At 67.7% G+C, this 25,388-nt stretch carries 20 protein-coding genes, 1 tRNA gene, 1 riboswitch and 1 other annotated feature; of the genes, 11 read left to right on the forward strand and 10 right to left on the reverse strand.

Going from position 1 to position 25,388, the window contains the following annotated elements; translation table 11 throughout:
• The first annotated feature begins 186 nt into the window (after positions 1 to 186).
• Positions 187 to 333 (forward strand): entericidin A/B family lipoprotein, encoded by a 147-nt coding sequence (locus GGQ89_RS00005; RefSeq protein ID WP_076714508.1) that lies wholly within the window; start codon positions 187 to 189, stop codon positions 331 to 333.
• Between the two features lie 150 nt (positions 334 to 483).
• Here the strand turns inward: GGQ89_RS00005 and GGQ89_RS00010 are convergent, their stop codons facing one another.
• Complete coding sequence (locus tag GGQ89_RS00010; RefSeq protein WP_184103972.1) at positions 484 to 801, reverse strand: hypothetical protein; 318 nt, start codon at positions 799 to 801, stop codon at positions 484 to 486.
• An 88-nt stretch (positions 802 to 889) separates the two neighbouring features.
• Positions 890 to 1,110, forward strand: a riboswitch (cobalamin riboswitch).
• A gap of 214 nt (positions 1,111 to 1,324) precedes the next feature.
• On the opposite strand from GGQ89_RS00010, the gene GGQ89_RS00015 reads away from it, so the two are divergent.
• From GGQ89_RS00015 to GGQ89_RS00035, 5 genes are all read left to right on the forward strand, one after another.
• Positions 1,325 to 3,454 (forward strand): TonB-dependent receptor, encoded by a 2,130-nt coding sequence (locus GGQ89_RS00015; protein WP_240456551.1) that lies wholly within the window; start codon positions 1,325 to 1,327, stop codon positions 3,452 to 3,454.
• A gap of 22 nt (positions 3,455 to 3,476) precedes the next feature.
• Positions 3,477 to 4,865, forward strand: coding sequence for a PepSY domain-containing protein (locus GGQ89_RS00020; protein WP_240456552.1), 1,389 nt, complete (start codon positions 3,477 to 3,479; stop codon positions 4,863 to 4,865).
• Between the two features lie 86 nt (positions 4,866 to 4,951).
• Positions 4,952 to 5,623, forward strand: a complete 672-nt coding sequence (locus GGQ89_RS00025; protein ID WP_007405605.1) for a glutathione S-transferase family protein — start codon at positions 4,952 to 4,954, stop codon at positions 5,621 to 5,623.
• Positions 5,610 to 5,981 carry a tRNA-binding protein gene (locus tag GGQ89_RS00030; protein ID WP_184103135.1) on the forward strand — a complete coding sequence of 124 codons (372 nt, stop codon included), beginning with the start codon at positions 5,610 to 5,612 and terminating at the stop codon, positions 5,979 to 5,981. Before GGQ89_RS00025 ends, GGQ89_RS00030 begins: the two co-directional genes overlap by 14 nt.
• Before the next feature lie 166 nt (positions 5,982 to 6,147).
• Positions 6,148 to 7,080 carry an alpha/beta hydrolase gene (locus GGQ89_RS00035; RefSeq protein WP_184103137.1) on the forward strand — a complete coding sequence of 311 codons (933 nt, stop codon included), beginning with the start codon at positions 6,148 to 6,150 and terminating at the stop codon, positions 7,078 to 7,080.
• A gap of 125 nt (positions 7,081 to 7,205) precedes the next feature.
• On the opposite strand, the gene pepN is transcribed toward GGQ89_RS00035, so the two are convergent.
• Positions 7,206 to 9,809: an aminopeptidase N gene (gene pepN, locus GGQ89_RS00040; RefSeq protein WP_240456585.1), complete on the reverse strand. Its 2,604-nt coding sequence runs from the start codon at positions 9,807 to 9,809 to the stop codon at positions 7,206 to 7,208.
• Between the two features lie 138 nt (positions 9,810 to 9,947).
• Between pepN and GGQ89_RS00045 the strand changes: the two genes are divergently transcribed.
• On the forward strand, positions 9,948 to 11,654 hold the full coding sequence (locus GGQ89_RS00045; RefSeq protein WP_184103141.1) for a M28 family metallopeptidase: 1,707 nt from the start codon (positions 9,948 to 9,950) through the stop codon (positions 11,652 to 11,654).
• A gap of 138 nt (positions 11,655 to 11,792) precedes the next feature.
• A complete protein-coding gene (locus GGQ89_RS00050) occupies positions 11,793 to 12,632 on the forward strand; it encodes a Rossmann-fold NAD(P)-binding domain-containing protein (RefSeq protein WP_338112358.1) in 840 nt (279 codons plus the stop codon).
• Here GGQ89_RS00050 and GGQ89_RS00055 read toward each other — a convergent pair.
• The 6 genes from GGQ89_RS00055 to GGQ89_RS00080 form a co-directional block, all read right to left on the reverse strand.
• A complete protein-coding gene (locus GGQ89_RS00055; RefSeq protein WP_056432442.1) occupies positions 12,542 to 13,462 on the reverse strand; it encodes a DMT family transporter in 921 nt (306 codons plus the stop codon). The genes GGQ89_RS00050 and GGQ89_RS00055 overlap by 91 nt on opposite strands.
• Positions 13,459 to 14,475, reverse strand: a complete 1,017-nt coding sequence (locus GGQ89_RS00060) for a threonine aldolase family protein (protein WP_184103143.1) — start codon at positions 14,473 to 14,475, stop codon at positions 13,459 to 13,461. Before GGQ89_RS00060 ends, GGQ89_RS00055 begins: the two co-directional genes overlap by 4 nt.
• Before the next feature lie 59 nt (positions 14,476 to 14,534).
• Positions 14,535 to 16,016 carry a SulP family inorganic anion transporter gene (locus GGQ89_RS00065; protein ID WP_184103145.1) on the reverse strand — a complete coding sequence of 494 codons (1,482 nt, stop codon included), beginning with the start codon at positions 16,014 to 16,016 and terminating at the stop codon, positions 14,535 to 14,537.
• A 69-nt stretch (positions 16,017 to 16,085) separates the two neighbouring features.
• Positions 16,086 to 16,141 (reverse strand) — a sequence feature (sul1 is cis-regulatory element that is thought to sense ions involved in sulfur or methionine metabolism; They are found in Alphaproteobacteria).
• 291 nt (positions 16,142 to 16,432) lie between these two features.
• Complete coding sequence (locus tag GGQ89_RS00070; protein WP_184103147.1) at positions 16,433 to 18,559, reverse strand: transglycosylase domain-containing protein; 2,127 nt, start codon at positions 18,557 to 18,559, stop codon at positions 16,433 to 16,435.
• Positions 18,560 to 18,632: 73 nt separating this feature from the next.
• Entirely contained in the window at positions 18,633 to 19,925 is a 1,293-nt protein-coding gene (locus GGQ89_RS00075) for a dicarboxylate/amino acid:cation symporter (RefSeq protein ID WP_184103149.1), read from the reverse strand.
• A gap of 98 nt (positions 19,926 to 20,023) precedes the next feature.
• Positions 20,024 to 20,098, reverse strand: a tRNA-Thr gene (locus tag GGQ89_RS00080).
• Between the two features lie 85 nt (positions 20,099 to 20,183).
• On the opposite strand from GGQ89_RS00080, the gene GGQ89_RS20195 reads away from it, so the two are divergent.
• On the forward strand, positions 20,184 to 20,315 hold the full coding sequence (locus GGQ89_RS20195; RefSeq protein ID WP_257787193.1) for a hypothetical protein: 132 nt from the start codon (positions 20,184 to 20,186) through the stop codon (positions 20,313 to 20,315).
• A gap of 4 nt (positions 20,316 to 20,319) precedes the next feature.
• On the opposite strand, the gene GGQ89_RS00085 is transcribed toward GGQ89_RS20195, so the two are convergent.
• Both GGQ89_RS00085 and GGQ89_RS00090 read right to left on the reverse strand, forming a co-directional pair.
• Positions 20,320 to 20,775 (reverse strand): DUF3429 domain-containing protein, encoded by a 456-nt coding sequence (locus GGQ89_RS00085; protein WP_184103151.1) that lies wholly within the window; start codon positions 20,773 to 20,775, stop codon positions 20,320 to 20,322.
• A gap of 304 nt (positions 20,776 to 21,079) precedes the next feature.
• Positions 21,080 to 23,173 carry a TonB-dependent receptor gene (locus GGQ89_RS00090; protein ID WP_240456553.1) on the reverse strand — a complete coding sequence of 698 codons (2,094 nt, stop codon included), beginning with the start codon at positions 23,171 to 23,173 and terminating at the stop codon, positions 21,080 to 21,082.
• A gap of 152 nt (positions 23,174 to 23,325) precedes the next feature.
• On the opposite strand from GGQ89_RS00090, the gene GGQ89_RS00095 reads away from it, so the two are divergent.
• Complete coding sequence (locus tag GGQ89_RS00095) at positions 23,326 to 23,907, forward strand: ANTAR domain-containing response regulator (RefSeq protein ID WP_056432420.1); 582 nt, start codon at positions 23,326 to 23,328, stop codon at positions 23,905 to 23,907.
• A complete protein-coding gene (locus GGQ89_RS00100) occupies positions 23,904 to 25,100 on the forward strand; it encodes an ABC transporter substrate-binding protein (RefSeq protein ID WP_184103153.1) in 1,197 nt (398 codons plus the stop codon). Before GGQ89_RS00095 ends, GGQ89_RS00100 begins: the two co-directional genes overlap by 4 nt.
• Positions 25,101 to 25,388 lie beyond the last annotated feature (288 nt).

The following is a 25,388-nucleotide window of genomic DNA, read 5'->3' on the forward strand; positions in this document are numbered from 1 at the left end:
GATCCAGGCCAACCTCGTGTGACACTATCCCCAACGTCACCGCTGACACATCACCATCAATGTCGCTGACCAGTCACCGACGATGTCGCGCTACAGCAACGGCGGCCAGCCGCCGTCGTCTGCGCTGAGTACCCGCGGCGGGCCGGCGTACCGGGCCCGCCGCATCCCCTTTTCGAGGAGATCGTCATGACCAAGAAGATCGCTCTGGGTGCTACCCTGTTCGCCGTCCTGACCCTGTCGGCCTGCAACACCGTGAACGGCGCAGGCCGCGATTTGCGTTCGGCTGGTGCGGCCGTGTCCGACGCCTCGGGCCAAGACAAGCCCAAGAAGTAAATTCCGACCATTCCTCCCTGCAAGGGGAGGGTGTGCGGGCTTTGTCGTGCCCCCGGCACGTCAAGATGGTGCCGGGGGCACCATCTCGCCCGCACACATCCGCAGCATGGTGGAGGGGTGTGCTGCTCTCGAGAGGGTGGCACCCCTCCGTCAGGCCCTCGGCCTGCCACCTCCCCTACCGGTGGAGGATTTTTTTATGGTTTCAGGCGGCGCATCCGCCTCGACCAGTTCGACGACCTCGAAGCGATACCCGACCCAGCCGCGCTGCCGCACCGCTTCCGCCATGGCGGCATCGTTCGCCATCGCCGCCTTGCGCGACTTGGCATGGCCCCAGAAGACTTCTGTCCTGCCCCCGCCCAGATCGGCGACGATCCGCCAATAATGGGTGAAGGGCTGCGATGTCGGGCCGATCGTCTTCACATAGCCATCGGGCATCGTCGCGATCAGATAACGGTTCCTGCGTGCCATGCCGCCGCCATAGCGCAAGGACGCCGCGACCTCATCCCGCTTGACGCCCTCCATCGCCGCCGCGTAGCGATACGGGGCCGGAATGATCCGGCGATATGATCGCGCCGGTTCTCCCGACAAGGGAGATTAAAAGGGAACACGGTGAGGGGCGCAGGCCCCGAATCCGCGGCTGTCCCTGCAACTGTAAGCGGTGAGCGGCGATGCACGGATCGGCCATGGGCGCGATCCAGCCACTGGGGCAACCTGGGAAGGCGCATCCGTCCGTGATGACCCGTGAGCCAGGAGACCTGCCGGCGTCAGGTCGCTCATGCCCGGTCCAGGGGATGGTCGAGGCTAGGTCTGTTCCGACGAGCGACGCCATAAGTGGCGGAGGCGCATGGGTGGCCCTGTGGAATGCGGAAAACGGCGTGCCGCACGCAGGGCATCTGGCTGCCCGAAATCGGGCGGCAAGGCCTCGGCTTGTTCGCGACAAGACGCTATGGGCTTTGAAATGATATATCGTAACAGATTCGGACAGGTCCCTATGGTCCTGTGGGGTGGCGCGGCGCTTCTGCTGGGGGCGACGCAGGCAGGGGCGCAAAAGGCCGAGGAGCAGGGGGGCGACGCCACCGTGCTGGTGATCGGCACGCGGGAAAAACAGGCGCTCGACACACCCAATGCCACCGGCAGTCGGCTGGGCCTGACACCGCTGGAGACGCCCGCCAGCATCGCATCGCTCGACGGCGGGACGATCCGAGCCCGAGGCGATGTGTCGATCGTCGAGGCGGAGACGCGCGCGCCCGGCCTGTCGAGCGTCGCCAATCCCGGAAATGGCGGCACCGCGCTGGCCGCGCGCGGCTTTTCGGGGCAGGGATCGGTGCTGCAACTGGTCGACGGCGTGCGGCTGTTCCCGGCGGCGGGGACGATCACCTTCCCGACCGATCCCTGGATGGTGGAGCGGATCGACGTGCTGGGCGGCCCTGCCTCGGTCCTTTACGGACAGGGCGCACTGGGCGGCGCGGTCAATGTCGTGATGCGCGCGCCCAGTGCGCAGACCCATGGCCAGGCCGAAATCGGCTATGGCGGGCAGGACAGTTTCCGCGCCGCCGCCGGGCTGGGCGGGCCGCTGACCCCGACGCTCGGCTACCGCGTGGATGCCAGCTATCGCCGGTCGGACGGCTATGTCGATCGGGGGCATTCGGACAGTGTCGCGCTGTCGGGGACGCTGCGCTGGACGCCGTCCGCGACACTGGCGGTGACGGTGCGCGGCGATCATGGCGGCCAGCGACCCATGACCTATTTCGGCACCCCGCTGATCGACGGGCGGCTCGACCTTCGGGTGCGGGACCGCAACTATAATGTCGGCGACGGGCGGATGCGGTTCCGCGACGACCGCGCCTCGATCCGGGTCGACTGGACGCCGAGCAATGCGGTCAGTCTGTCCAACATCGCTTATGTCCTGACCAGCGACCGTTTCTGGCGCAACCTGGAGAATTATTGCTGGGTCGGTGCGAGCGGCGCGTGCGCGGACGGATCGACGGGCATTCCAGCCACGATCCGCCGAAGCAGCAATTACGGCATCCGCCACGACCTGACCCAATGGGGCGATCAGGCCAGCGTGACGTGGCGCACGGGACTCGCGCCGGGCATCGCCAACGCGCTGGTCGTCGGGGTGGACGCCAATCTGGTCCGCTTCACCCATGAGAACGACTTCGGCTCGGTCGAGCAGGTCGATGCGGTCGATCCTTTCGCCTTCGATCCCGGCCGTTTCCTCGATACGCAGGGAATCGCCCCACGCTACCGCACCCGCACCACCGCGCTGGCGGTGTTTGCCGAGGATCGGGTGACGCTCGGCCCGAAATGGTCGGTGGTCGGCGGCGTCCGTTACGAGGTGGACAATGTCCGTCGCTGGACCGTCGCCACGCCGGATCGCTTCGTGCTGGAAAAGACGTTCCGCAACGCGACGTGGCGCGCGGGGCTGGTCTATCAACCGGTGCCGACCCTGTCGCTCTATGCGCAATATGCCACGGGCGTCGATCCGTTGGGCACCCTGACCACCGTATCGACCGGGCAGGTGCAGTATAGCAACGCGCGCGGGAACCAGGTCGAGGCGGGGGCCAAGTGGCTGTTCGCGAACGGCCATGGCACCGCCACGCTGGCGGCCTATCGCATCGTCAAGACCGACCTGCTCGCCCAGCGCACGCTGGCGAGCCCCGTCGAGCAGGTCGGGCAGCGATCGTCGCAGGGCGTCGAGGCGGCGGTGACGCTCGATCTGCCGCAGGGCTTCGGGATCGACGCAAACGGCACGCTACTGGATGCGCGGTTCGACGATTTCCGCTCCGGCGGCGTGGATTATAGCGGCCGCACCCCGCCGAACGTGCCCGAGGCGCTGGCCAATCTCTGGCTGCGCTGGGATGCTTCGGCGAAGCTGCAGGCGCGCGCCGGGCTGCGTTATGTCGGGCGTCGCTTTTCCGACAATGGCGAGGCGTTCCGCATCCCCGGCTATGCGACGGTGGACACGACCTTGTCCTATGCGCTGACGCCGCATCTGGCGGTCGATGTCCGTGTCTATAACCTGTTCGACAAACCCTATGCGGTGACGGCCTATGGCGACCAGCAATGGATATTGGGTCGCCCGCGCGCGCTGGACATCGGCATCCGTGCCGGGTTCTGACCGGTCCTGGGGGAAGGCGGGCTTGCGGCTCGCCTTCCTCACCCATCGCTGGGTCGGGATCGTCACCTGCCTGTTCTTCGCGATGTGGTTCGCCAGCGGGCTGGTGATGCTTTACGTGCCCTATCCGTCGCTCAAACCGGCGGAGAGTTGGAAGGGCGCGCAACCGATCGACTGGGCGCGGGTCGGCCGAGCACCCGTGGCGCCCGACGCCCGGCGGATCACGCTGGAGATGCGCGACGCCGCACCGGTCTGGCGGATCGAGAGCCGTGATGGCGACACCCGCATCCTGTCGGCGGGCGGCGGAGCGGTCGCTCCCGTCGATGCCGCACTCGCCGCACGCGTCGCCACCCGGTTTGCGGGCTCGGTTCGCCATGTCAAGCGGATCGTGGACGACCAATGGACGGTGGCAAACGGCTTCGACCGGCATCGCCCCTTGTGGAAGGTCGCGCTGGCCGATGCGGCGGGGACCGAACTCTATATCTCCAGCCTGATCGGCCAGCCGGTGCAGCGGACGACGCAGGGCCAGCGGTTCTGGAACTGGCTGGGCTCGGTGCCGCACTGGATCTACCCGACCGTGTTGCGTCGCGACCGGGAGACTTGGCGGCAGGCGGTGATGTGGGTGGCGGGTCCGTGCATCGCGGTCGCACTGACCGGCCTGTGGATCGGCATATTGCGACTGCGGGTGGGGCGGCGGCGCTATCGGGGCGGGCGGATGACGCCCTATCGCGGCTGGATGCTCTGGCACCATGTCAGCGGGCTGGCGGGGGCTGCGATGCTGACGACCTGGATCGTCAGCGGCTGGCTGTCGGTCGATCCGGGGCACGCCTTTGCCGGGGGCGAGGCGCCTGCGGCGGCGATGCGGGCCTATGCCGGACGGGCGGGGCAGCCGCACGACCTCGATCGGCTGGCCCGGATCGCACCGGATGCGCGCACCGTCGAGTGGAGCGGGGACGCGGGGTTTGCGCGGATCGCGATCGATCGCGCCGCGCCGCATCCGCACTGGCTGGAGCAGGCGACGCTGGCCCCCGCCCAGGCTGCCGATCCGTTGCGCGCGGCGATGCTGGTGCCCGGCGGACGGCGGGTGGCGCGCGAGTGGCTGGCGCGACCCGACTTCTATTGGACCGACGCAACACGGCTGCCGCTCTGGCGGTTGCGGTTCGACGATGCGGCGGCGACCTGGCTCTATATCGATCCCGTCAGCGGCGCGCTCGTCGAGCGGCAGGACGGCACGCGGCGCGCCTATCGCTGGGTCTATACGCTGCTCCACACCTGGGATTGGCCTTGGTTGACCGCGCATTGCTGGGTCTGGACCGGCTGGATGTGGCTCTGGTCGCTGGCTGGCCTGATCCTGTCGATCAGCGGTGTCGTGCTTGGGCAGCGGCGCCTGCGTCGCCCCGCGCGCGGAAAATGATGAAAGCGCCGCCCTGCGCGTGGGAAAGGGTGAAAAGCGCGCCATCGGGGTTGGCGTCGTGCGTCCCGCCCGCTTAAGTGGGCGGCATGTGGCAACTCTACCAATTCCCGCTCTGTCCCTTTTCCCGCAAGGTCCGGCTGTTGCTGGGCGAGAAGGGCGTCGGATACGAGTTGGTGCGCGAGTCGCCATGGCAGCGGCGCGACGAGTTTCTCGACATGAACCCCGCCGGGCAGACCCCGGTGATGGTCGACGAGGAGCGCGGCGTGCTGCTGGTCGACTCGATGGCGATCAGCGAGTTTTTCGAGGAGACGGTCGAGAAGTCGGCGATGATTAACGGCACCGCCGTCGGTCGCGCCGAAATCCGGCGGCTGGTGACGTGGTTCGACACGCATTTCTATCAGGACGTGACCGGGCCCTTGCTCCACGAACGCATGGTCAAGCGCGTCGCACGCACCGGCAGCCCCGATGCCAAGGGCCTGCGCGAGGCGATGAAGGCGGCGGTCGGGCATCTCGACTATACCGATTATCTGCTCGACCATCGCAACTGGTTGGGCGGGGCGACGATGAGTCTCGCCGATCTGGCGGCGGCGGCGCAGATTTCGGTCGCCGATTATCTGGGCGGCATCGACTGGAAGGGGCATGAGCAGACCGCACGCTGGTATCGCGGGCTGAAGAGCCGCCCCTCCTTCCGCCCGCTGCTGTCGGAACGGATGGAGATGGTCACCCCGCCGTCGCATTACGACAATGTCGACTTCTGACGCCCCCGTCCCCAAGCCCTCCGAGCGCATCGGGATCGAGGATTTCCTGGCGGTCGACATCCGTGTCGGCACCGTCATCGCCGCCGAACCTTTCCCCGAAGCGCGCAAGCCCGCCATCAAGCTGACCATCGATTTCGGCGATGTGATCGGCGTGAAGCGCTCCTCGGCGCAGATCACGCGGCATTATACGCCGGAGACCCTGGTCGGGCGGCAGGTGGCGGCGGTGGTCAATTTTCCGCCGCGCCAGATCGGGCCGATGATGTCCGAGGTGCTGACGCTGGGCTTTCCCGATGCGGAGGGGCAGGTGGTGCTGATCGCGCCGGATTTGCCTGTACCCAATGGGGGGCGGTTGTTCTGAGGGTTTCCCTTGGCCTTCGACTTCGCTCAGGCTGAGCGAAGTCGAAACCCACGCCCTGTACTAACCCAAATTGTTAGCCTTAACATTACCCCTTGCGCCCTACGCCGCGAAGCGTACCATCCCCGTCCGACCGTAGGGACATAACCCACGGAGGACAGGAGGGGATATGAAGTCCAAACGCTGGGCCGGCCATGCGCTGGCCGCTTTGCTAACGCTCTCGGTGGCGGCACCCGCCATGGCGCAGGCCGACAAGATGGCCCCGATCGCCATACCTGCACAGCCGACCGCCATTCCGCTGAACACTGGGCCGTTGCCGGGTGCGAAGAACAAGGAAAGCTGGCACAGCCAGTATAACAGCGTGTTCGCCCGCAACGTGACCGAGGCGACGCTCACCCCCTTCCTGCCCGATCCCGCCAAAGCGACCGGTGCTGCCGTCATCGTCGCGCCCGGCGGCGGTTTCCGTACCCTGTCGATGCAGAATGAAGGCTGGGACGTGGCCAAGGCGCTGGCCGATCGCGGCATTGCCGCCTTCGTCCTGAAATACCGGCTGAACCAGACGCCCGCCGATATGGGCGAGTTCGAAAAGTCGATGGCCGCAATGTTCTCCAGCGTGGCGCGCCCCGCCGCGCGGCCGAACCCGGAGGAGGCGTTGAAGGGCCTGGCGCCCCAGATCGCCGATTCCCGCGCCGCCTTCGCGCTGGTCCGCCAGCGGGCGGGCGAGTGGAAGGTCGATCCGACCCGCATCGGCATGGTCGGCTTTTCGGCGGGTGCGATGCTGACCGTCGCGACCGTCCTCGACGGACAGGCCAAGCCCGCCTTTATCGGCGACATCTATGGCCCGCTCCAGCCGATGACGGTGCCCGCCGACGCGCCGCCGATGTTCGCCGCGATCGCCGCCGACGATCCGCTGTTCGCGGGCAAAGGTTTCGGTCTGATCGACCAGTGGATGGCCGCGAAGAAGCCGGTCGAGTTCCATCTCTACGGCCAGGGCGGCCACGGCTTCGGCATGTATCCGAAGAAGACGACCAGCACCGGCTGGTTCGACGCCTTTTATCGCTGGATCGTGATGGAAGGGTTTTTGAAGGCCAAGGTCCAGTAACATTCCTCCCCTGTAAGGGGAGGGGGACCATCCGAAGGATGGTGGAGGGGTGTCGCCCTATCGAGAACGGGACACCCCTCCGTCAGGCTGCGCCTGCCACCTCCCCTGCAAGGGGAGGAATTTCCTCAATCGATGCTCTTCGACGCCTGCTCGAACAGATCCTTCGACAGACCCGGCGTCTCGACGATCCGCACCAGCTCGGCGCGCATCAGGGCCGAGCGCTTGGCGTCGAACCGGCGCCAGCGGCCGAGCGGCGGCAGCAGCTTGGCGGCGGTCTGCGGGTTGAGCCGGTCGAGCGCGATCAACTGCTCGGACAGGAAGCGATAGCCCGAACCGTCGGCGGCGTTGAACGCGCGCTGGTTCACCCCGAACGCCCCCAGCACCGCCCGCGCCCGATTGGGGTTGGCCAGCGTGAAGTCGGGATGTCGGACCAGCCGCTCGACCACCGCGCCGGTGTCGCTGCGGGACGACAGCGCCTGGGTCTGGAACCATTTGTCGAGGACCAGCCCGTTACCGGCATAGCGCGCATGGAAACGCGCCAGCGCCTCTTCGCGCTCGGGCGCGTCGGAATTGACCAGCGTGGTCAGCGCCGCCTGCCGGTCGGTCATATTGTCGGCCGCCTCGAACTGCGCGAAGGCCAGCGCGGCGGCGTCTTCCGCACCGCTGGCCGCGATATAGCCGAGCGCGACATTGCGCAGACGCCGCCGCCCCTTGGCCTCGGGCGAATAGACGTAAGGGCCTTGGGCCAGCTCGGCATAAAGCCGCCGCCAGGTCGGCAGCAGCGCTTGGCCCAGTTGCGTGCGCAGCGCCTCGCGCGCGGCATGGATCGCGTCCGGGTCGACGGTGGCGAGCTGGTCGCCGATGAAATTCTCCGACGGCAGCAGCACCGCCTCGGCGAGGAAGGCGGTTTCCAGCCCCTCGGCCTCCAGCGTACGGGTGACGGCGTCGATCACCGCCTCGCCCTTCATCTCGCCATGGATCGTGCCCGCGACCAGCGTGTCGAGCATCAGCTGCTGCATCGCCTCGTACCGGGCGAAGGGGTCGTCGTCATGCGCTGACAGGAAGGCCAGGTCCTCGGCCGTGCGGTCGCTCTCGACCACGATGGGGGCGGAAAAGCCGCGATTGATCGACAGGACGGGACGCTCGGTGATGGCCTCGAACACGATCGTCTCGGCCACCTGGTCGAGCAGCACCAGCGTCTCGTCGGTCAGCGGGCGGCCGGTCTCCGCGCCGAACAAACGGACCTTGAGCGGCAGCAGCATCGGCTGCTTCATGGTCTGCCCCGGCGTGGCGGGAACATGCTGGGCGAGGCGCAGCTCCGCGCGGCCCCCGCCGGGTTCGTGGGACAGGCCCGCCGAGACACGCGGCGTGCCCGCCTGGGAATACCAGAGGCGGAATTGGGACAGGTCGATGCCGCCCGCTTCCTCCATGGAGGCGACGAAATCCTCGCAGGTGGCGGCCGTGCCGTCGAAGCGGTGGAAATACAGGTCGGTGGCGGCGCGGAACTTCACCGGCCCCAACATGGTCGCCATCATGCGGATCAGTTCGGCACCCTTGTTATAGATGGTCGCCGTGTAGAAATTGCTGATCTCGATATAGCTTTCCGGGCGCACTGGATGCGCGAGCGGGCCGGAATCCTCGGGGAACTGGCTGGCGCGAAGCCCGCGCACATCCTCGATCCGCTTGACCGCGGCCGATCCCTGGTCGGCGGAGAAACACTGGTCGCGATAGACGGTGAAGCCTTCCTTGAGGCTCAGCTGGAACCAGTCGCGGCAGGTGATCCGGTTGCCCGACCAGTTGTGGAAATATTCATGCGCGACGACGGCGGCGATCGCGTCGTAATCGTAATCGGTCGCGGTGTCGGGGTCGGCCAGGATGTAGCGGCTGTTGAAGATGTTCAGCCCCTTATTCTCCATCGCGCCGAAGTTGAAATCGTCGACCGCGACGATGTTGAACACGTCGAGATCGTACTCACGGCCATAGACGCGCTCGTCCCACGCCATCGACAGCTTCAGCGCGTGGAGCGCATGGTCGGTCTTGGCGATGTCGGCCGCGCGCACCCAGATGCCTAAGCGCACCTCGCGCCCGCTCATCGTGGTGAAGGTCGAGGCGTTGACCGCCAGGTCGCCCGCGACCAGCGCGAACAGATAGGAGGGCTTGGGGAAGGGGTCGTGCCACTCGGCCCAATGCGTGCCGTCGCCATTCTCGCCCTGGGCAATCGGATCGCCATTGGCCAGCAGCACCGGGTAACGCAGCCGGTCCGCCGTCATCCGCACGCGGTAGACGCTCAGCACATCGGGCCGGTCGGGGAACCAGGTGATGCGGCGAAACCCTTCCGCCTCGCACTGGGTGCAGAGATTGCCGCCCGAGGCATAGAGACCCATCAACTGGGTGTTGCTTTCGGGCGCGATCGACACCTCGGTCTCGACGACATGGGAATCGCCGGAGAGCGGCACGACCAGCTGCTCGCCCTCGATCCGCCAGTCGTCGACCGCAACGCCATCGACCTTGACCGACAGCGGCGTCTGCCCGGCACCGTCGAGCCGCAGGGGTTCGTCATGCGGGCCGCTGCGCGTGACGGTCAGCGCGGCGTGGACGCGGGTGTCGGCGGGGTCCAATGCGAAGTCCAGCGCGATCTGCGGCACCTCCCAGGCGGGGGGGCTGTAATCCTCGCGCCGGATGGCGGCGGGGGTGATGCTGGGCTGGGCGGCGCTGCGCTGAATGTCCATGACGGGAATATAGCCGCGCGCACCCGCTGCGGCCACCGGGCTGGCCATGAAAAACCGGGACAGTGCGTCATGGGCGGGGTTGATCGGCCCAGATGGCGTGATACGCCTGTGGCACACCATTTCCCCGAAAGGTCCTGCATGTCGCGTTCGACGGCTCTGCTGCCGCTGCTTTTCCTGTCCACCGCCGCGATCGCGCATGATCACGATCACCTGCATTATCAAGCCGCTAGCACCGCGCCGGTCGAGGCGAAGGCGCAGCGCAGCCCGGCCGAACGCAATGCCGTCATCACCGCCGCCCTGCCCGAGGATCAGGCCGCGATGAAGGCGCACGTCATGTTCCTGGCGTCGGACGCGATGGCCGGACGCGAGGCGGGGACCCGCGACTATGACATCGCCGCGCAATATGTCGCGGCGCAATTCTATGCGGCGGGGCTGCGGCCGGGCGGCGACCAGGGCGGCTATCTGCAGAAGGTGCCGCTGGTCGCGTATAATGTCGCCGACAAGGGCAGCGCCATGTGGACCCCGGCGGGCGGCCAGGCGCAGGAACTGGTCTTCGGCGAGGACTTCGTCCCCTCGCCCGTGCCCAATGCGAAGGAAACCAGCCTGTCGGCGCCGGTCGTTTTCGTCGGTTACGGTATCGATGCGGCACAATATGGCCTGACCGATTACAAGGGTGTCGATGTGCGCGGCAAGATCGTCGCCTTCGTCCCCGGCACGCCCGAGGGGCTGGGCGGTGAGGAGCGCGCCTTTTTCGGATCGGCGGCGAACAAGGCCTCGCTGGCGGCGGCGCGCGGCGCGGTCGGCGCGATCCAGATCGACATGCCGCGCGCCGGGGGGCGGCAACGACCCTTTGCCTCGCTGGCCCGCTATTACAACGCGCCGCGCGTCACCTGGGCGAACCCGGACGGCACCGCCCATGCGATGACGCCGACGACCCCGGTGCTGGGCACCCTGTCGCAGACGGGCGCGGCCAAGCTGTTTGGCAAGGGCTGGGACGCAGTGGTGAAGGCCGCCGCCACGCCCAAGCCCGGCTATAAGCCGCTGACCGCCAAGGGCCAGTTGACGGTCGCGTCCAAGACCAGCTTCAAGCCGATGGACAGCAGCAACGTCATTGGCCTGATCCCCGGCAGCGACCCGAAGCTGAAGGACGAGGTCGTCGTCCTGTCCGCGCATCTCGACCATATCGGCACGAACGAGGGCGGCGAGGGCGACCGGATCAACAATGGCGCGCTCGACAACGCCATCGGCATCGCCAGCCTGATCGAGGAGGCCAAGCGCTTCAAGGCCGCCGCCGCGCCCAAGCGGACCGTCATGTTCCTGGCGGTGACGGCGGAGGAGAAAGGGCTGGTCGGCTCCGACTATTTCGCCAACCACCCGACCGTGCCGCTCAAGTCGATCGTCGCCGACGTCAATCTCGACATGCCGATCCTGACCTACAAGTTCGAGGATATGGTGGTGTTCGGCGCGGACCGCTCGACGCTGGGGCCGATCGTACGCAAGGCGGTGGGGGCGATGGACCTGCCGGTCTCGCCCGATCCGATGCCGGAGGAAGGCATCTTCGTCCGCTCCGACCATTTCCGCTTCGTGCAGAAGGGCATCCCCTCGGTCTTCCTGTGGCCGGGCCAGAAGGGGCCGGGCAAGGCCGCGGTCGAGGATTTCATGAGCCACCGCTATCACCGTGTCGGCGACGAGATCGACCAGGGCATCGACTGGAGCCAGGGACCGCGCTTCGTCAGCGTCAACTACGCCATCGCCCGCGAGATCGCCGACGCGCCCGAGCGGCCGGTATGGAACAAGGGCGATTATTTCGGCACGCTCTACAAGGGGCCGATGGCGGCGAAGTGAGGGGCGGTGAGGCGTCTTGCAGCCAAGCCGCCCCCCAACCGTTCAGCCCGAGCGAAGTCGAAGGCCAAGGGATGACCTTCGCCCCATGGCCTGTCCGGGGCGTGCACTTCGACGTCGCGCAGTGCGAACGGAGGTTGGGTGAATAAGTTGTTCGTCTTCGGCATGGGCTATGCCGCCGGTCACTTGGCCGCTCTGTTGGAGGGGCGGGGCTGGTCCGTTGTGGGGACGACCCGCGACGGGCGCGGTGGTACGATCCGTTTCGACGACCGTGACGGCGTGGAGGCGCAGATCGCCGCCGCCACGCATATCCTGTCCTCCGTGCCCCCCGTGGACGAGGCGGACCCGGTGCTGCTCGCCTATGGCGCGCAACTCGCAAAGTCGGACGCGTGGATCGGCTATCTCTCCTCGACCGGCGTATATGGCGATACCGGCGGCGCCTGGGTGGACGAGACCGCCCCCATCGGCTCGGGGCGCCGCGCCGCGCGGGCGGCGGCGGATGCGGACTGGCAGGGCCTGGGCGCACGGGTGTTCCGGCTGCCTGGCATCTATGGCCCCGGCCGCTCGCCGATCGACCGGGTTCGTGCCGGTCGCGCGCACCGGGTCGGGCTGCCCGGGCAGGTGTTCAGCCGGGTGCATATCGCCGACATCGTATCGGGCGTGATCGCCGGGTTCGACGGGCCTGCGGGGGCCTATAACCTGTCCGACGATTTCCCGTGCGACCAGGATGCGGTCGTCGCCTATGCCGCCGAACTGGCGGGGCTGGCGCCGCCGCCGCTCGTACCGTTGGAGAGCCTGTCGGCGGCGGCGCGGGGCTTCTATGCCGAGAACCGGCGGGTGGCGAACGGCAAGGCGAAGCGGGTGCTGAACTGGCGCCCGCGCTATCCCGATTACCGGTTGGGCCTGCGCGCCTTGAGCGCGATGACCAGCCCGACCGCCGTCACCGCCGCACCCGCGCCCGCCAGCAGCGACCAGCGATAACCCTCGAACACCGTCGACAGGCTCATCGCGATGACCGGCACGATCACGCTGGAATAGGCCGCTTTGGCCGGGCCGATCGCACGCAGCACCCGGTAATAGAGCGGAAAGGCCAGCGCCGAGGCGAACAGCCCGAGATAGAGGATGCCCAGCACATAACCGGTGCGCATCTCGAACACCGGCGGGCCGTTCAGGCTATAGGCGATGATCGCATCCAGCGCCGATCCGATCAGCATCGCGACGCTCAAGGTCGCGTGCATCGGAAAACGCTTGGCGGTCTTGGTCGCCTGCATGACGTTCGCCGTGGAGGCGGACAGGATGGCCACGATGGTCAGCGCGATGCCGGTCAGCGCGCGCGCCGGTCCCGCCGGATCGACCCGCGCCTCATGCACGAACAGCAGCGCCGCCCCCGCCATCGCGATGGCGGAGCCGAACAGCAGCTGCCGCCCCATGCGCTGTCCCAGGAAAAGGCGCGCGAACCCCGCATTGGGGATCAGCAGCATCGCGAAGATCACCGCGACCAGCCCGGAGGTGATGTAGCCTTCGGCATGATAGACGAAGTTGAAGTTCAGGACGAACTGGAACAGCCCGATCCCGGCGGCGAATAGCAGGCCGGTGGTGCCGAGGCGGAAACTCTCCCGCCGGGCCAGCGCGAAGGCCCCCATGGCAAGCCCGCCGACCAGGAACCGATAGCTGACCGACCAGGTGGCGGGGACGACCGAAATCTGGTCGCGTATGACCAGCCAGGTCGATCCCCAGATCAGCGTGACGATCGCAAAGGGGATCAGGACGGCGGCGCGGGTCGAGCGGGGGGCGGTGTCGAACTCGCTCATGTCGTGCTCGTATCCAGGGCGGCGATCGCGTCGGCGAGGCGCGCGACATGCTGGCCGTCCGTGTCCCAGGCGGTGACGAGGCGGATTTCCCCGTCCGCCCAGTCGTAAAAGTCGAAGCCCTGTGCGCGCAGGCGGGCGGCTTCCTCCGGCGTGGCGCGCAGGAAGACCTCGTTCGCCTCGACCGGATAGACCAGCCGGTTCCCGGCCGCGCCCGCCAGTCGCTCGGCACAGGCATTGGCGAGCGCGCCGTTGGCGATCCACAGGTCGTTCTCGACCATCGAGAGCACTTGCGCGGCGAGATAGCGGCCCTTGGACATCAGCAGGCCTGCGCGCTTGCGGCGGCGGCGGGTGGTGTCGGCCAAGCCGGGCTTGAAGAAGACCAAGGCCTCGGCACTCATCGCGCCGTTCTTGACGAAGCCGAAGGACAGCGCGTCCACGCCCGACTGCCAGGTCAGCGCGGCGGGCGTGCAGCCGAGGCGGGCGACGGCATTGGCGAACCGCGCGCCGTCCATATGGAAGCCCAGGCCCCTCTCCTTCGCCAATGCGCCGATCGCGGCGACCTCGTCGGGGTTGTACACCCGGCCATATTCGGTGGCGTTGGTGATCGAGATGGCATGCGGCTGGACCCGGTGGACGTCATTGGCGATGGCGTCGATCACCGACCGGATCGTGTCGGGGGTCAGCTTGGCCCCGTCGCCATCGGCGAGCATCAGCTTGGCGCCGTGCGTGTAGAATTCGGGCGCGCCGCCCTCGTCATTCTGGATGTGCGAGTCGCGGTGGCAGACCACGCCGCCATAAGGCGGGCAGAGCGCGGCGAGCGCCAGGCAGTTGGCGGCGGTGCCGGTGGGCACCCACAACACCTCAACCTCGGTGCCGAACAGCTCGGACAGCCGCCCGTCCAGCGCTTTGGACCAGCGGTCGCCGTCATAGGCGGCGTCCATCTGGTCGGCGGCGACGATGGCCTCCATCACCTTGGGATGGATACGGGCGGCATTGTCCGAGAAGAAGCGCATGGCTCCGGCGTTTGGGGGAGGCGGCCGAACAGGTCAACACCGCTCCCCCATATGGTGCCTCAATGCGGCGCGAGGCCCAGCTCGACACCCGTCTTGTCGTGCAGCGCGAAGCGGTCGACCAGATCGGCGCTCGCCTGGTTATAGCCGATCACCTCGACACCGGCCCCGTCGCGGCGCAGCCGGGCGACGATCTTGTCGAGCGCGCCCACACCCGAAATATCCCAGAAATGCGCCGCCGACACGTCGATCACGACATCGCGGCCCGGCTCCGCCTGGAAAGCGCGGGTGAAGCGATCGACCGAGGCGAAGAAAATCTGGCCGGTTACGCGGTAGCGCACCGCCTGGCCCGTCTCGATCCGCTCGACCGCGAACAGGCGGCGGACCTTTCCGGCAAAGAAGATGCCCGACAGTAGCACGCCCGCCGCCACACCCTTGGCCAGGTCATGGGTCAGGACGACCACCGCGACCGTGACCAGCATGACCACCGAAGAGGTCGGCGGATGGCGGCGCAGGTTCGGGATGGAGTTCCAGCTGAACGTCCCGATCGACACCATCACCATGACGGCGACCAGCGCGGGCATTGGGATACGTCCGACAAAGGGACCAAGCCCGGCAAGCAGGATCAGCAGGACGGCCCCGGCAGTCAGCGTCGACAGCCGCTTGCGCCCGCCCGAGGTGACGTTGATCACCGACTGGCCGATCATCGCGCAACCGCCCATGCCGCCGACCAGCGCGGCGGCGATGTTGGCGCCGCCCTGCCCCATGCATTCGCGGCGCTTGTCGCTGTCGGTGTCGGTCATGTCGTCGACGATCTGCGCGGTCAGCAGCGATTCGAGCAGGCCGACGGCGGCCATGGTCAGCGAATAGGGCAGGATGATGCGCAGCGTCTCCCAGGTCAGCGGCACATCGGGCAGCGTCAGGCTGGGCAGTCCCTCGGGCAGCCGTCCCATATCGCCGACCGTGCGCACCGGCAGGCCCATGGCGATGCTGATCCCCGCCAGCACCAGGATCGCGACCAGCGGCGAGGGCACCGCCTTGGTCACGCGCGGCAGCAGGTAGATGATGGCGAGCCCGGCGGCGACCATCGCATAGCTGTGCCACGTCACGCCGGTCAGTTGCGGTAGCTGCGCCATGAAGATCAGGATGGCGAGCGCGTTGACGAAGCCGGTGATGACCGAGCGCGAGACGAACTGCATCACGAGGTCGAGGCGCAACAGCCCCGCGGCGATCTGGATCAGTCCCATCACGATGGTGGCGGCAAACAGGTAATCGACGCCATGCTCGCGGACCAGCGGCGTGACGACGACCGCGACGGCGGCGGTCGCGGCGGAGATCATCGCGGGCCGCCCGCCGGTGAACGAAATGACGATCGCGATCGCGACCGAGGCATAGAGCCCGACGCGCGGATCGACGCCCGAGATGATCGAAAAGCCGATCGCCTCGGGGATCAGCGCGAGGGCGACGACCAGCCCGGCGAGCACGTCACGGCGTGCGTCTCCCAGGCCGGAGAACCATTGGGTTCGATAGGTTTGAACAGTCATGAAATACCAGAATGTCGCGCATGGCGGCGCGCGTCCTGACGGCAGGAGCGGGGATAGGGCCATGCATTCTGTTGTCCGGCGGATCGGCGGCCGGAATAGCCACCCGGAATTTCACCGGGTCCTTGCGAATGACCGCGCGTTTAATCGGGATACATGGTGAAGGGCAAGTCCCGATCCCGATTCCTCCCCTGCAAGGGGAGGGGGACCATCCGTAGGATGGTGGAGGGGTGTCACCAGGCGTGAGCGTGGTCTCACCTAACGAGTGGTTACACCCCTCCGTCAGGCCTTCGGCCTGCCACCTCCCCTTGCAGGGGAGGAATGTCGATTGTCTCTCTGCGTCCTCCGCGCCTCTGCGCGAACCGAATTTCTTCGTGCCATCGCGTCTTCGCACGAACACGCAAAGACCAAAGCGTGGGCTATTCCTCCTCGTCACGCTCGTCGGGCGGGCGGCGATCCTCCGGCGGGGGACCGGCGCGGTCGGGGCGGCGGCGGCCGGGGCCGACGGTGATCGAACCGTCATCGCCCGTGCGCAGGTCGATGCCCAGGCCCTGGATGATCTCGCCGACCGGATCGGCGGAACCCGGCATCATGTCGGGGCCACCGGGCATCATGCCGTCGTCCATGCCATTGGAGATCGCGTCGGGATCGACCTCTTCCTGCACGACGGGGGCGGCGACCGGCGGGATGTCGAGCGCCGACTGCATAAAGGCGCGCCAGATGCGGGCGGGCACGCCGCCGCCCGACAGGCCGGGATTGGGCGTGTTGTCGTCATTGCCGACCCACACGCCGACCACCAGATCGCGCGCGAAGCCGACGAACAGCGCATCGCGCGAATCCTGCGTCGTGCCGGTCTTGCCATAGGCATCGACGGTCAGCAGCGCCTGCCGCCCCGTGCCCGTCTTGATCGAGGAGGACAGAAGGTCGAGCATCCCGTCATGCACCGATGAGGCAAAGCCCGTCTTGCGGTCGGTCAGCGACTGATACCAGCCCTTGTCCTTGACGTCGTTCAGGCCGCGCGCGGCGACCGGATAGCTTTCATTGGCGACCGCGGCATAGGCGGCGGTCAGCTCGAGCAGGCTGACGGTCGAGGTGCCGAGGCCGATGGTCGCCTCGTTCGGGATCGGCGTGGTGATCCCCAGATCGCGCGCCGCCTTGATGACCGACTTCACGCCGACCGCCTGGGTCAGCCGGGCGGCGGCCACGTTGGACGAACGCGCAAAGGCCTGACGCAGCGTGATCTTGCCTAGATAGCGCCCGTCGCTGTTGCGCGGTTTCCACCCGGCAATATCGACCGGCTCGTCCTCGATGGTCGAGTCCGGGGTCATGCCGGAGCGCAAGGCCGCCAGATAGACGAACAGCTTGAACGCCGAACCCGGCTGGCGGCGCGCCTGGGTCGCACGGTTGAACGGGCTCTTGGAATAATCCTTGCCGCCGACCATCGCGACGACGCGGCCATCGGGGCGCATCGCGATCAAGGCGACCTGCGCCTGGTTCAGCCCGGCGCTGCGCACCGTACGCTCGGCGATCCGTTGCAGCCGGGGATTGAGCGTCGTCTGGACGGTCGCCTCGGTCTTGATCTCGCCGGCCTGGTCGCGCGCCTCGGGCAGTACCCAGTCGGCGAAATAGGTGCCGCTGGGCAGCGTTTCGGGCCGCGAGGCGAGGACCCGCTGCGGCTGAACGGCATCGGCCTCCGCCTTGGTCAGGAAGCCCGCATCCTCCATCGCCGCGACGACGACCGCCTGCCGGGCGCGCGCGCCCTTGAGGTTGGTGGTGGGGGCGAGGCGCGACGGCGCCTTGACCAGCCCGGCCAGCATCGCCGCCTGGCCGATGTTCAGCTTGTCAGGCGTGCGGCCGAAATAATGCTTCGACGCGGCGGTGATGCCGTACACATTGTCGCCGAAATAGACGTTGGACAGATAGCGCGACAGGATCTCGTCCTTGGTCAGCCACGCCTCCAGCCAGAAGGCGATCATCGCCTCGCGGATCTTGCGCCCCGCCGTCCGGTCGGAATCGAGAAAGGCATTCTTCGCCAGCTGCTGGGTGATGGTCGATCCACCCTCGCGCACGCCGCCCGATCCGACATTGTGCCAGGCCGCGCGCAGGATGCCGCGCGGATCGACGCCCCAGTGCGAATAGAAACGCCGGTCCTCGATCGCCATGAACGCCTCGCGCACATGGGCGGGCAGCTTGGCCGCATCGACGGGCGCGCCGATGATCGCCCCGCGCCGGGCAATAGGCGTGCCGTCATCGGCGGTCAGCGTGATCGAGGGCGGCGTCGGCGGCTGGAGCGAGCGCGACAGCGGCGCGGTGACGGCCAGCCAGGCGATGGCGATGACCAGCAGGATGATGCCCGCCCCCATGGCGCGCGCGATCCAGCGGCCCCAGCGGATGTTCCGACGCGGCCGCTCGGGCGACGCATCGTCTTCATCGGGGCCAAAGGTCCAGCTCTGCGTCTCCGCATCATAGAGCGGATAATGGGGCCCCACCGGCTCGTAAGGACGGTCCAGGGGGGTACGATCGGGATTAAACGGGTCGGGGCGCATCACAGGGTTCCGGTGGTCGGCCACTCGCGTGTATTACTCCACCAGAACACCGCGCGCAAGCTCATGCACGCGTTTACCCTGTTTGCGGCACCTCCGGCAAGCGCTCCGCCGGGGGCGTGTCGGTGATGAGGCCCGCCCGGTGCGCGACGATGGTCGGGACCAGAGCCTGCCCCGCCACGTTGATCGCGGTGCGGCCCATGTCGAGGATGGGGTCGATCGCCAGCAACAGTCCGGCCCCCTCCAGCGGTAGGCCCAGCGTCGACAGGGTCAGCGTCAGCATGACGACCGCCCCGGTCAGCCCCGCCGTCGCCGCCGAACCCAGCACCGACACCAGCACGATCAGCACATAATCGCCCATATGCAGCGGCAGGCCGTAATATTGCGCGACGAACAGCGCCGAAATCGCCGGATAGATGGCGGCGCACCCATCCATCTTGGTGGTCGCGGCAAAGGGGACCGCAAAGGCCGAATAGGCGCGCGGCACGCCCAGTCGCTGCTCCACGGCGTCTTCGGTCACCGGCAGGGTGGCGATCGAGGAGCGCGACACGAAGCCCAGCTGGATGGCGGGCCAGGCGGCGGCGTAAAAGCGCTTGGGCGACATGCCATTGGCGAGCAGCAGGAGCGGATAGACCACGAACAGCACGAGGCCGAGCCCGATATAGACGGCCAGCGCAAAGCTGCCGAGCGCGGACAGCGACTGCCACCCATAGCGTACGATCGCATTGCCCAGCAGCGCGCCCGAGCCGAGCGGGGTCAGCCGGATCACCCAGGACAGGATGCGCCGGAAGATGGCAAGCGCGGAGGCGTTGAACGACAGGAAACTCTCGCCCTTGTCGCCGACCCGCACGGCGGCGACGCCGATCGCGACCGCCATGACGATGATCTGCAGGATGTTGAACGACAGCCCGGTCTTCAGCGCACCATTGTCGCCCGCGCTCGTCGAGGCGGACAGGCCCAGGATGTTGGACGGGATCAGCCCGCGCAGGAAGTCGAGCCAGGACCCCGCCGTATCCGGCCGCACCGCGCTGCCCGGTGCGACGCCCGCATGCAGGCCGGGTTGCAGCACGGTGCCCAGCGTCAGGCCGATGGTGACGGCGATCAGCGCGGTGATCGCGAACCAGATGAAGGTGGCGGCGACCAACCGCGCGGCATTGTTCAGGTCGCGCAGTGCCGCGATCGACGCCACGATGGCGGTGAACACCAGCGGCACGACCAGCACCTTGAGCAGCTGGACGAAGCTCTCGCCGATGATGCGCAGGCCCTCGGCCAATCCGGCCAGGCCCTGCGACCGGGCGAGCAGGCCGAGCAGCAGGCCCACGGCCATGCCGACGAACACCTGTGCGCCGAAAGAAAAACGGAATCTCATCCGACCATAGCTAGCAAGCCGGCGAAACGATCCCAATCAAGTTTTGCGTGGGGGCCAGAAAGCTCCCCATTTCGGGCCCCTTGCGGGGCGGGGGAGAATGGTGCTGCCGGTGAGGATTGAACTCACGACCTCAGCCTTACCAAGGATGCGCTCTACCACTGAGCTACGGCAGCACTCGCGTTTCACCGCGGGAAGCGCGCCTAGAGACGATTGGGCGGGCATTGTCAAGCGACCTTTGTGCGGATTATGCGAAAAGCCATGGCAAAAGACGAACGGGCGGAGCGGCTGGCGGCGGCGCTCCGGGAAAATCTGAAGCGGCGAAAGGCCCAGGCGCGGGAACAGGACGAAGGGCGTGCGCCCGATCCCGCCCCGCGCGACGAGTCCGCCTGACCGCTTAGCGGGGGGCGATCAGCCCCAGGACCAGGGTCAGGCTCCCCAGACCCAGCGACAAGGCCCAGCGCAGCCCGGCCCAGCCTGCGATGGCCCGCATCGCATCGCCGACCCGAAGGTCGGCCAGCGGCGTGACCATGATGACCAGACCCAGCAGGATCAGCGCAACCCGGATCGAGCCGCCCGCCAGCAGCGGCGGCAAGAACAATGCCCATCCGATCAGACTGGGCAGCACCGCGACCAGATAGGGCCAGCTCCGATCGTCGCGGCGGAGCAGCGCCTCCATCCACCACATACCGCCCAGGAAGGACAGGATAAGCGCGGCATAGAGCCCGCCGCCGATCGTCGCGGGCAGGGTCAGCGCCGGGTCGACCAGCGTCAGCCCGACACAGGCCAGGGGCGGCAGCACACCCGCCGCGCCCAAGACAAGCGGTGGTCGTGGCAGGCGAGTGTGATTCATCGCGGCATTCCCGAAACATGGCGTTGCGGGGTGGCTACGCAGGGGCCGCGTGTTGGTTCATTCGGGGCAACGCCCATTCCTCCCGGTGCCGGAGGCGACATAAGCTCAATCCACCCCTCCCCTTCAGGGGAGGGGCCGGGGGTGGGGCGTGTCCTCAGGCGTGGCGTTCGTGGAAAGGCCCCACCCCAACCCAGCATCAGGTCGATCAGGCTCCCAGCCTGATCTAAACCGCGCGTGGCGCGGTTTACCTGATGCTCCTGAAGGGGAGGGGCTCACGTTACTTCAACGCAATGTTATCCCGCTTTTAGATCTCCACCCGCAGCGAGGCCCGCACCGTTCGCGGTGCCCCGGGATAGATCCACAACCGGCTGTACGAACTCGCGGCATAGCGCGCGTCGAACAGGTTGTCGGCCTCCAGCCGGAAGCGCAGCTGGTCGGTGACGGGCATTTCGACCGCCGCCTTGGCCTTCACATAGGACGGCAGGACCAGCGGCTGCGCATCGAGCGAACCGGCGCGGTCGCCGACATAGGCGACGCCGCCGCTCAACTGCCAGTCGCGCCCGGCCAGCGGCAGATGATGGACGACCAGCACCGTTCCCGAATGCGTCGGCACGCCCAGCACCGCCGTGGTGGCGAAGCTCTTGTCGTCGTTGCGGGCATGGACCCAGGCGTAGTTGGCGATCACCTGCCACCGGCGGGCGAGACGCAGCGAGGCGTCGGCCTCGATCCCCCGGCTGTTCATCCGGCCGACCGGCGCGTTGAAGCCAGGATCGACCGGATCGGTGGTCAGGATGTTGCTCTTGGCGATGTCGAACCAGGTCATGCCCAGGTCCAGCCCGGTCCAGCGGCCCGCGACGCCGACTTCGTAACCGCGCGCCTGCTCGGGCTGGAATCCGTCGCCGGTGCGGCCGGTGCCGGAATTGAGCACGAAGGACTCGCCCCAATTGGCATGGACCGAGACATGGTCGTCCACCGCATAGCGGGCCCCTGCACGGAATTTCACCGGCTCGTCGACGATCTGCCCGACCCCGCCGGTGCGGTTGTTGACGATCTTCTGCCGATAGGGATCGACCCGCGCACCACCGACCAGGGTCAGCCGGTCGGTCACCGCCCACATATCCTGGACATAGAATGTGCCCGCCCAGCGATTCTCGTCATTGTTGGTGAAGGGCAGCAGCGACGCGGCGGTCCCGCCATAGGTCGAGGCCGGATCGTAGAGATCGACCGCATAGGGCGCCGCCGCCGACGGATTGCGCCGCATCCAGCGCTCGCCATAGGTCATGCGATAACCTTTGATGCCGACGCTCAGCTGGTGCCGCCCGACATTGCCCGCCAGCTCCATCCGCGCGGCCAGATCGTCGATCACGAAATCGCGCGAGCGGCGCTGGCGCCAGACCTGGGTGCCGACGATGCGCGACTGGTCCGCCGAAAACCCCTTGAGCGAGCCGGTCCGCCAGACGATGCCGCCGTTCAGCGTCCAGCCGCCGCCCAGCTGCGCCAGGCCGGTCAGCTGGTGCCGCTCGTTGCGGAAGCGGGTCAGTCCGTTGGACGGCTCGCCATAATAGTTGGAACGGGACAGCGCGTTGGCATCGTCGCCGACCGCCGGGATACCGCGATCGAACGGCGTGTCGAACTGCATGAACTCGGCCAGATAGGTCAGCCGCAGCGAATCGCTTGGCGCCCAGGTCAGCGAGGGCGACACCACTCGCCGCTTCAGCGACACCGTGTCGCGCCAGCCATCGCTGTCCTCGCCTGCGACGACGATCCGTGCGGCCAGCGTATCGGAGAGCGGCCCCGTGGCATCCGCCTCGACCCGGCGCGTGTCGAACGAGCCATAGGTCGCGGTCAGCCGGGCATAGGGGGTGAAGCGCGGCATCTTCGAGACGATGTTGACCCGGCCGCCCGGATCGACCTCGCCGAAGATCGCGCCCGCCGGGCCCTTCAGCACCTCGATCCGCTCGACGGTGGCGGGGTCACGCGGTGGGACCATGCCGCGATTGGCGATGAAGCCGTCGACATAGAATTCCGCGCCGCCGTCCGGCGTGCCCAGAAAACCGCGAATCGCGAAATTGTCGAGCACGCCGCCGCGGTTGTTCTGCTGGCTGAACCCGCTGACCAGCTCCAGCGCGTCGTTCAGCCGGTACGTGCCCGCCGCCTGTAGCACATCCTGCTCCAGCGAGCGGCTGGACTGCGACATGCGCTCGGTCGCGGGGTCGGAGGACAGGGTACGGTCGACCGAGTGACGGGTGCCCAGGACCACGATGTCCGAGCGATCCTCGGTCTTCTCCTGCCCTTGGCTTTCCTGCGCATTGGCGCACAACGGCATGGCGCAGGTGGTCATGGCAAGGGCCAGCGCGGCCAGGCGGGAACAGCGAAGGGAGTGGTCGATGACGGCCATGGGTGATCCGGTGATGTGGTATGTTGCAACGTCTCATAGGGCGGCAATGCTGCAAGGCAACACTTCGGCCCGGCTATTCTGAAAAAAACGTCATGCCGCCCTTCATCGTCCGGGCTGGATGATATGCGCCTTTGCCGCTAGTCCATCCGCCCGTGAGGATCGCGATCATCGACACCAGCACGACGCGCGCGGCGATCATCGCCGAGGGGCTGCGAGAGGCCGGATTGGACGATCAGGTGCTGATCGATCCCGCCGGGCCGATCGTCCGTCAGATCGAGGCGTGCGCGCCCGAGGTGGTGCTGATCAATCTGGAGAATCCCGGCCGCGACTTGCTGGAGGATTTCTTCGCCATGTCGCGCGCGCTCGACCGGCCGATCGCGATGTTCGTCGACCAGTCGGATGCCGAAAGCGCGCTGGCGGCGGTCGATGCGGGGGTGTCGGCCTATGTCGTCGACGGTCTGGCGAAGCAGCGGATCAAGCCGGTGCTCGATGTCGCGATTCGCCGTTTCCAGGCCTTTTCGCGGCTCCAGGCCGAACTGGCCGAGGCGAAGACCGCACTGGCCGACCGCCAGACGATCGACCGGGCCAAGGCGATCCTGATGCGGCGGCGCGGGATCGATGAGCCCGCCGCCTATGCGTTGCTGCGCGGCCATGCGATGCAATCCAACCGGCGCATCGCGGAGGTGGCCGAGGCGATCGTGACCAGCGAGGCCTTGATGGGAGAGTTGCCGTGAGTCTCGACCGGTTCCGCATCGGCTTCGTGCCGCTGGTCGACGCCGCGCTGCCCATCCTGGCGCATGAGCTGGGCTTTGCCGAAGAGCAGGGCGTAGGCGTCGAAATGGTCCGCGACGTCACCTGGGCGGCGGTGCGGGATCGGCTGCTCTACGGGCATACGGACGCCGCGCATATGGTCGCGCCGCTCGCCATCGCGACCGCGCTGGGCCGCGATCGCCCGGCGGTGCCGATGGCGGTGCCCTTCGTCCTGGGGCTGAACGGCAATGCGATCACCTTCTCGACCGCGTTGGGTGAGGCCTGCGGGCTGGGCGAAGGGCTGGGCGATCCGATCGCGGTGGGGGCGGCCCTGCGCGCGGTCGCGGCACGACAGCGGTTGCGCTTCGGCGTGGTGCACCGCCATTCGAGCCATAACTACATGCTGCGCTACTGGCTGGCCGGGGTCGGCATCCGGCCGGATACGGATGTCGATATCGTCGTGACGAGCCCGCCCTTCGCCGCCGATGCGCTGGCAGCGGGCGAGGTGGACGGCATCTGCGTCGGCGAGCCGTGGAACTCGATCGCGGTCGATCGTGGCGTGGGACGGATCGCGCTGGCGACCGCGCAAATCTGGCGGCGCGGCGTGGAAAAGGTGCTGGCGATGCGCGCCGACCAGGCCGAGGAACGGCGCGACGCGGTGCTGCGGCTGATCCGCGCGCTGCACGCGGCGGCGGCGCATTTCATCGATCCCGAGACGGTCGAACAGAGCGCCGAAATCCTGTCGCGCCCCCACTATCTCGACGCGCCAATGGGGGCGATCCTGCGCGCGATCACCGACCGCATCCGCGTGGTGCCGGGCGGCGAACCGGTCCATTATCCCGACTTCATGTTCCAGTATCGCGAGGCAGCGAATTTCCCGTGGCGCAGCCAGGCGGGCTGGCTCCATGCGCAGATGGTGCGGTGGGAAGGGCTGCCCTTCTCGAACGCGGACGCCGCGACGGCGCAGGGGGTGTTCCGCCCCGACCTGTACCGCGCCGCGCTGGCCGGATCGGGAGCGCCGTTGCCGGGCGCGAGTTCCAAGCTGGAAGGCGCGCTGGTCGAGCCGATCGGGGCGGGATCGACGCAAGGGCGGCTGGTGCTGGGGAGCGACCGGTTCTTCGACGGGCGGGCGTTCGATCCGGATGATATTCCGGGGTATCTGGCGGCACTTCCCTGAGATTCCTCCCCTCAAAGGGGAGGTGGCAGGCCGTCAGGCCTGACGGAGGGGTGTAACCCTCTCGATAGCGGGACACCCCTCCGACGCGCTGCGCGCGCCACCTCCCCTTCCAGGGGAGGAATAGACTTGGTTTTGCTGCATTTGCGAAAGCCTCTTGCGCGGCGCCCGCGAATCGGGCAATTTTCAATTCGCCCGGCAATGGCGTCGGGCACGAGATAACGGCGCGGTCCGCTCCAACGACGGGGTGGCGCGCTGGCGGAAGCGGGGCAGTCCCCATATTCCGCTTGG

Source organism: Sphingomonas yabuuchiae (assembly GCF_014199595.1).
GTDB classification, from domain to species: domain Bacteria; phylum Pseudomonadota; class Alphaproteobacteria; order Sphingomonadales; family Sphingomonadaceae; genus Sphingomonas; species Sphingomonas yabuuchiae.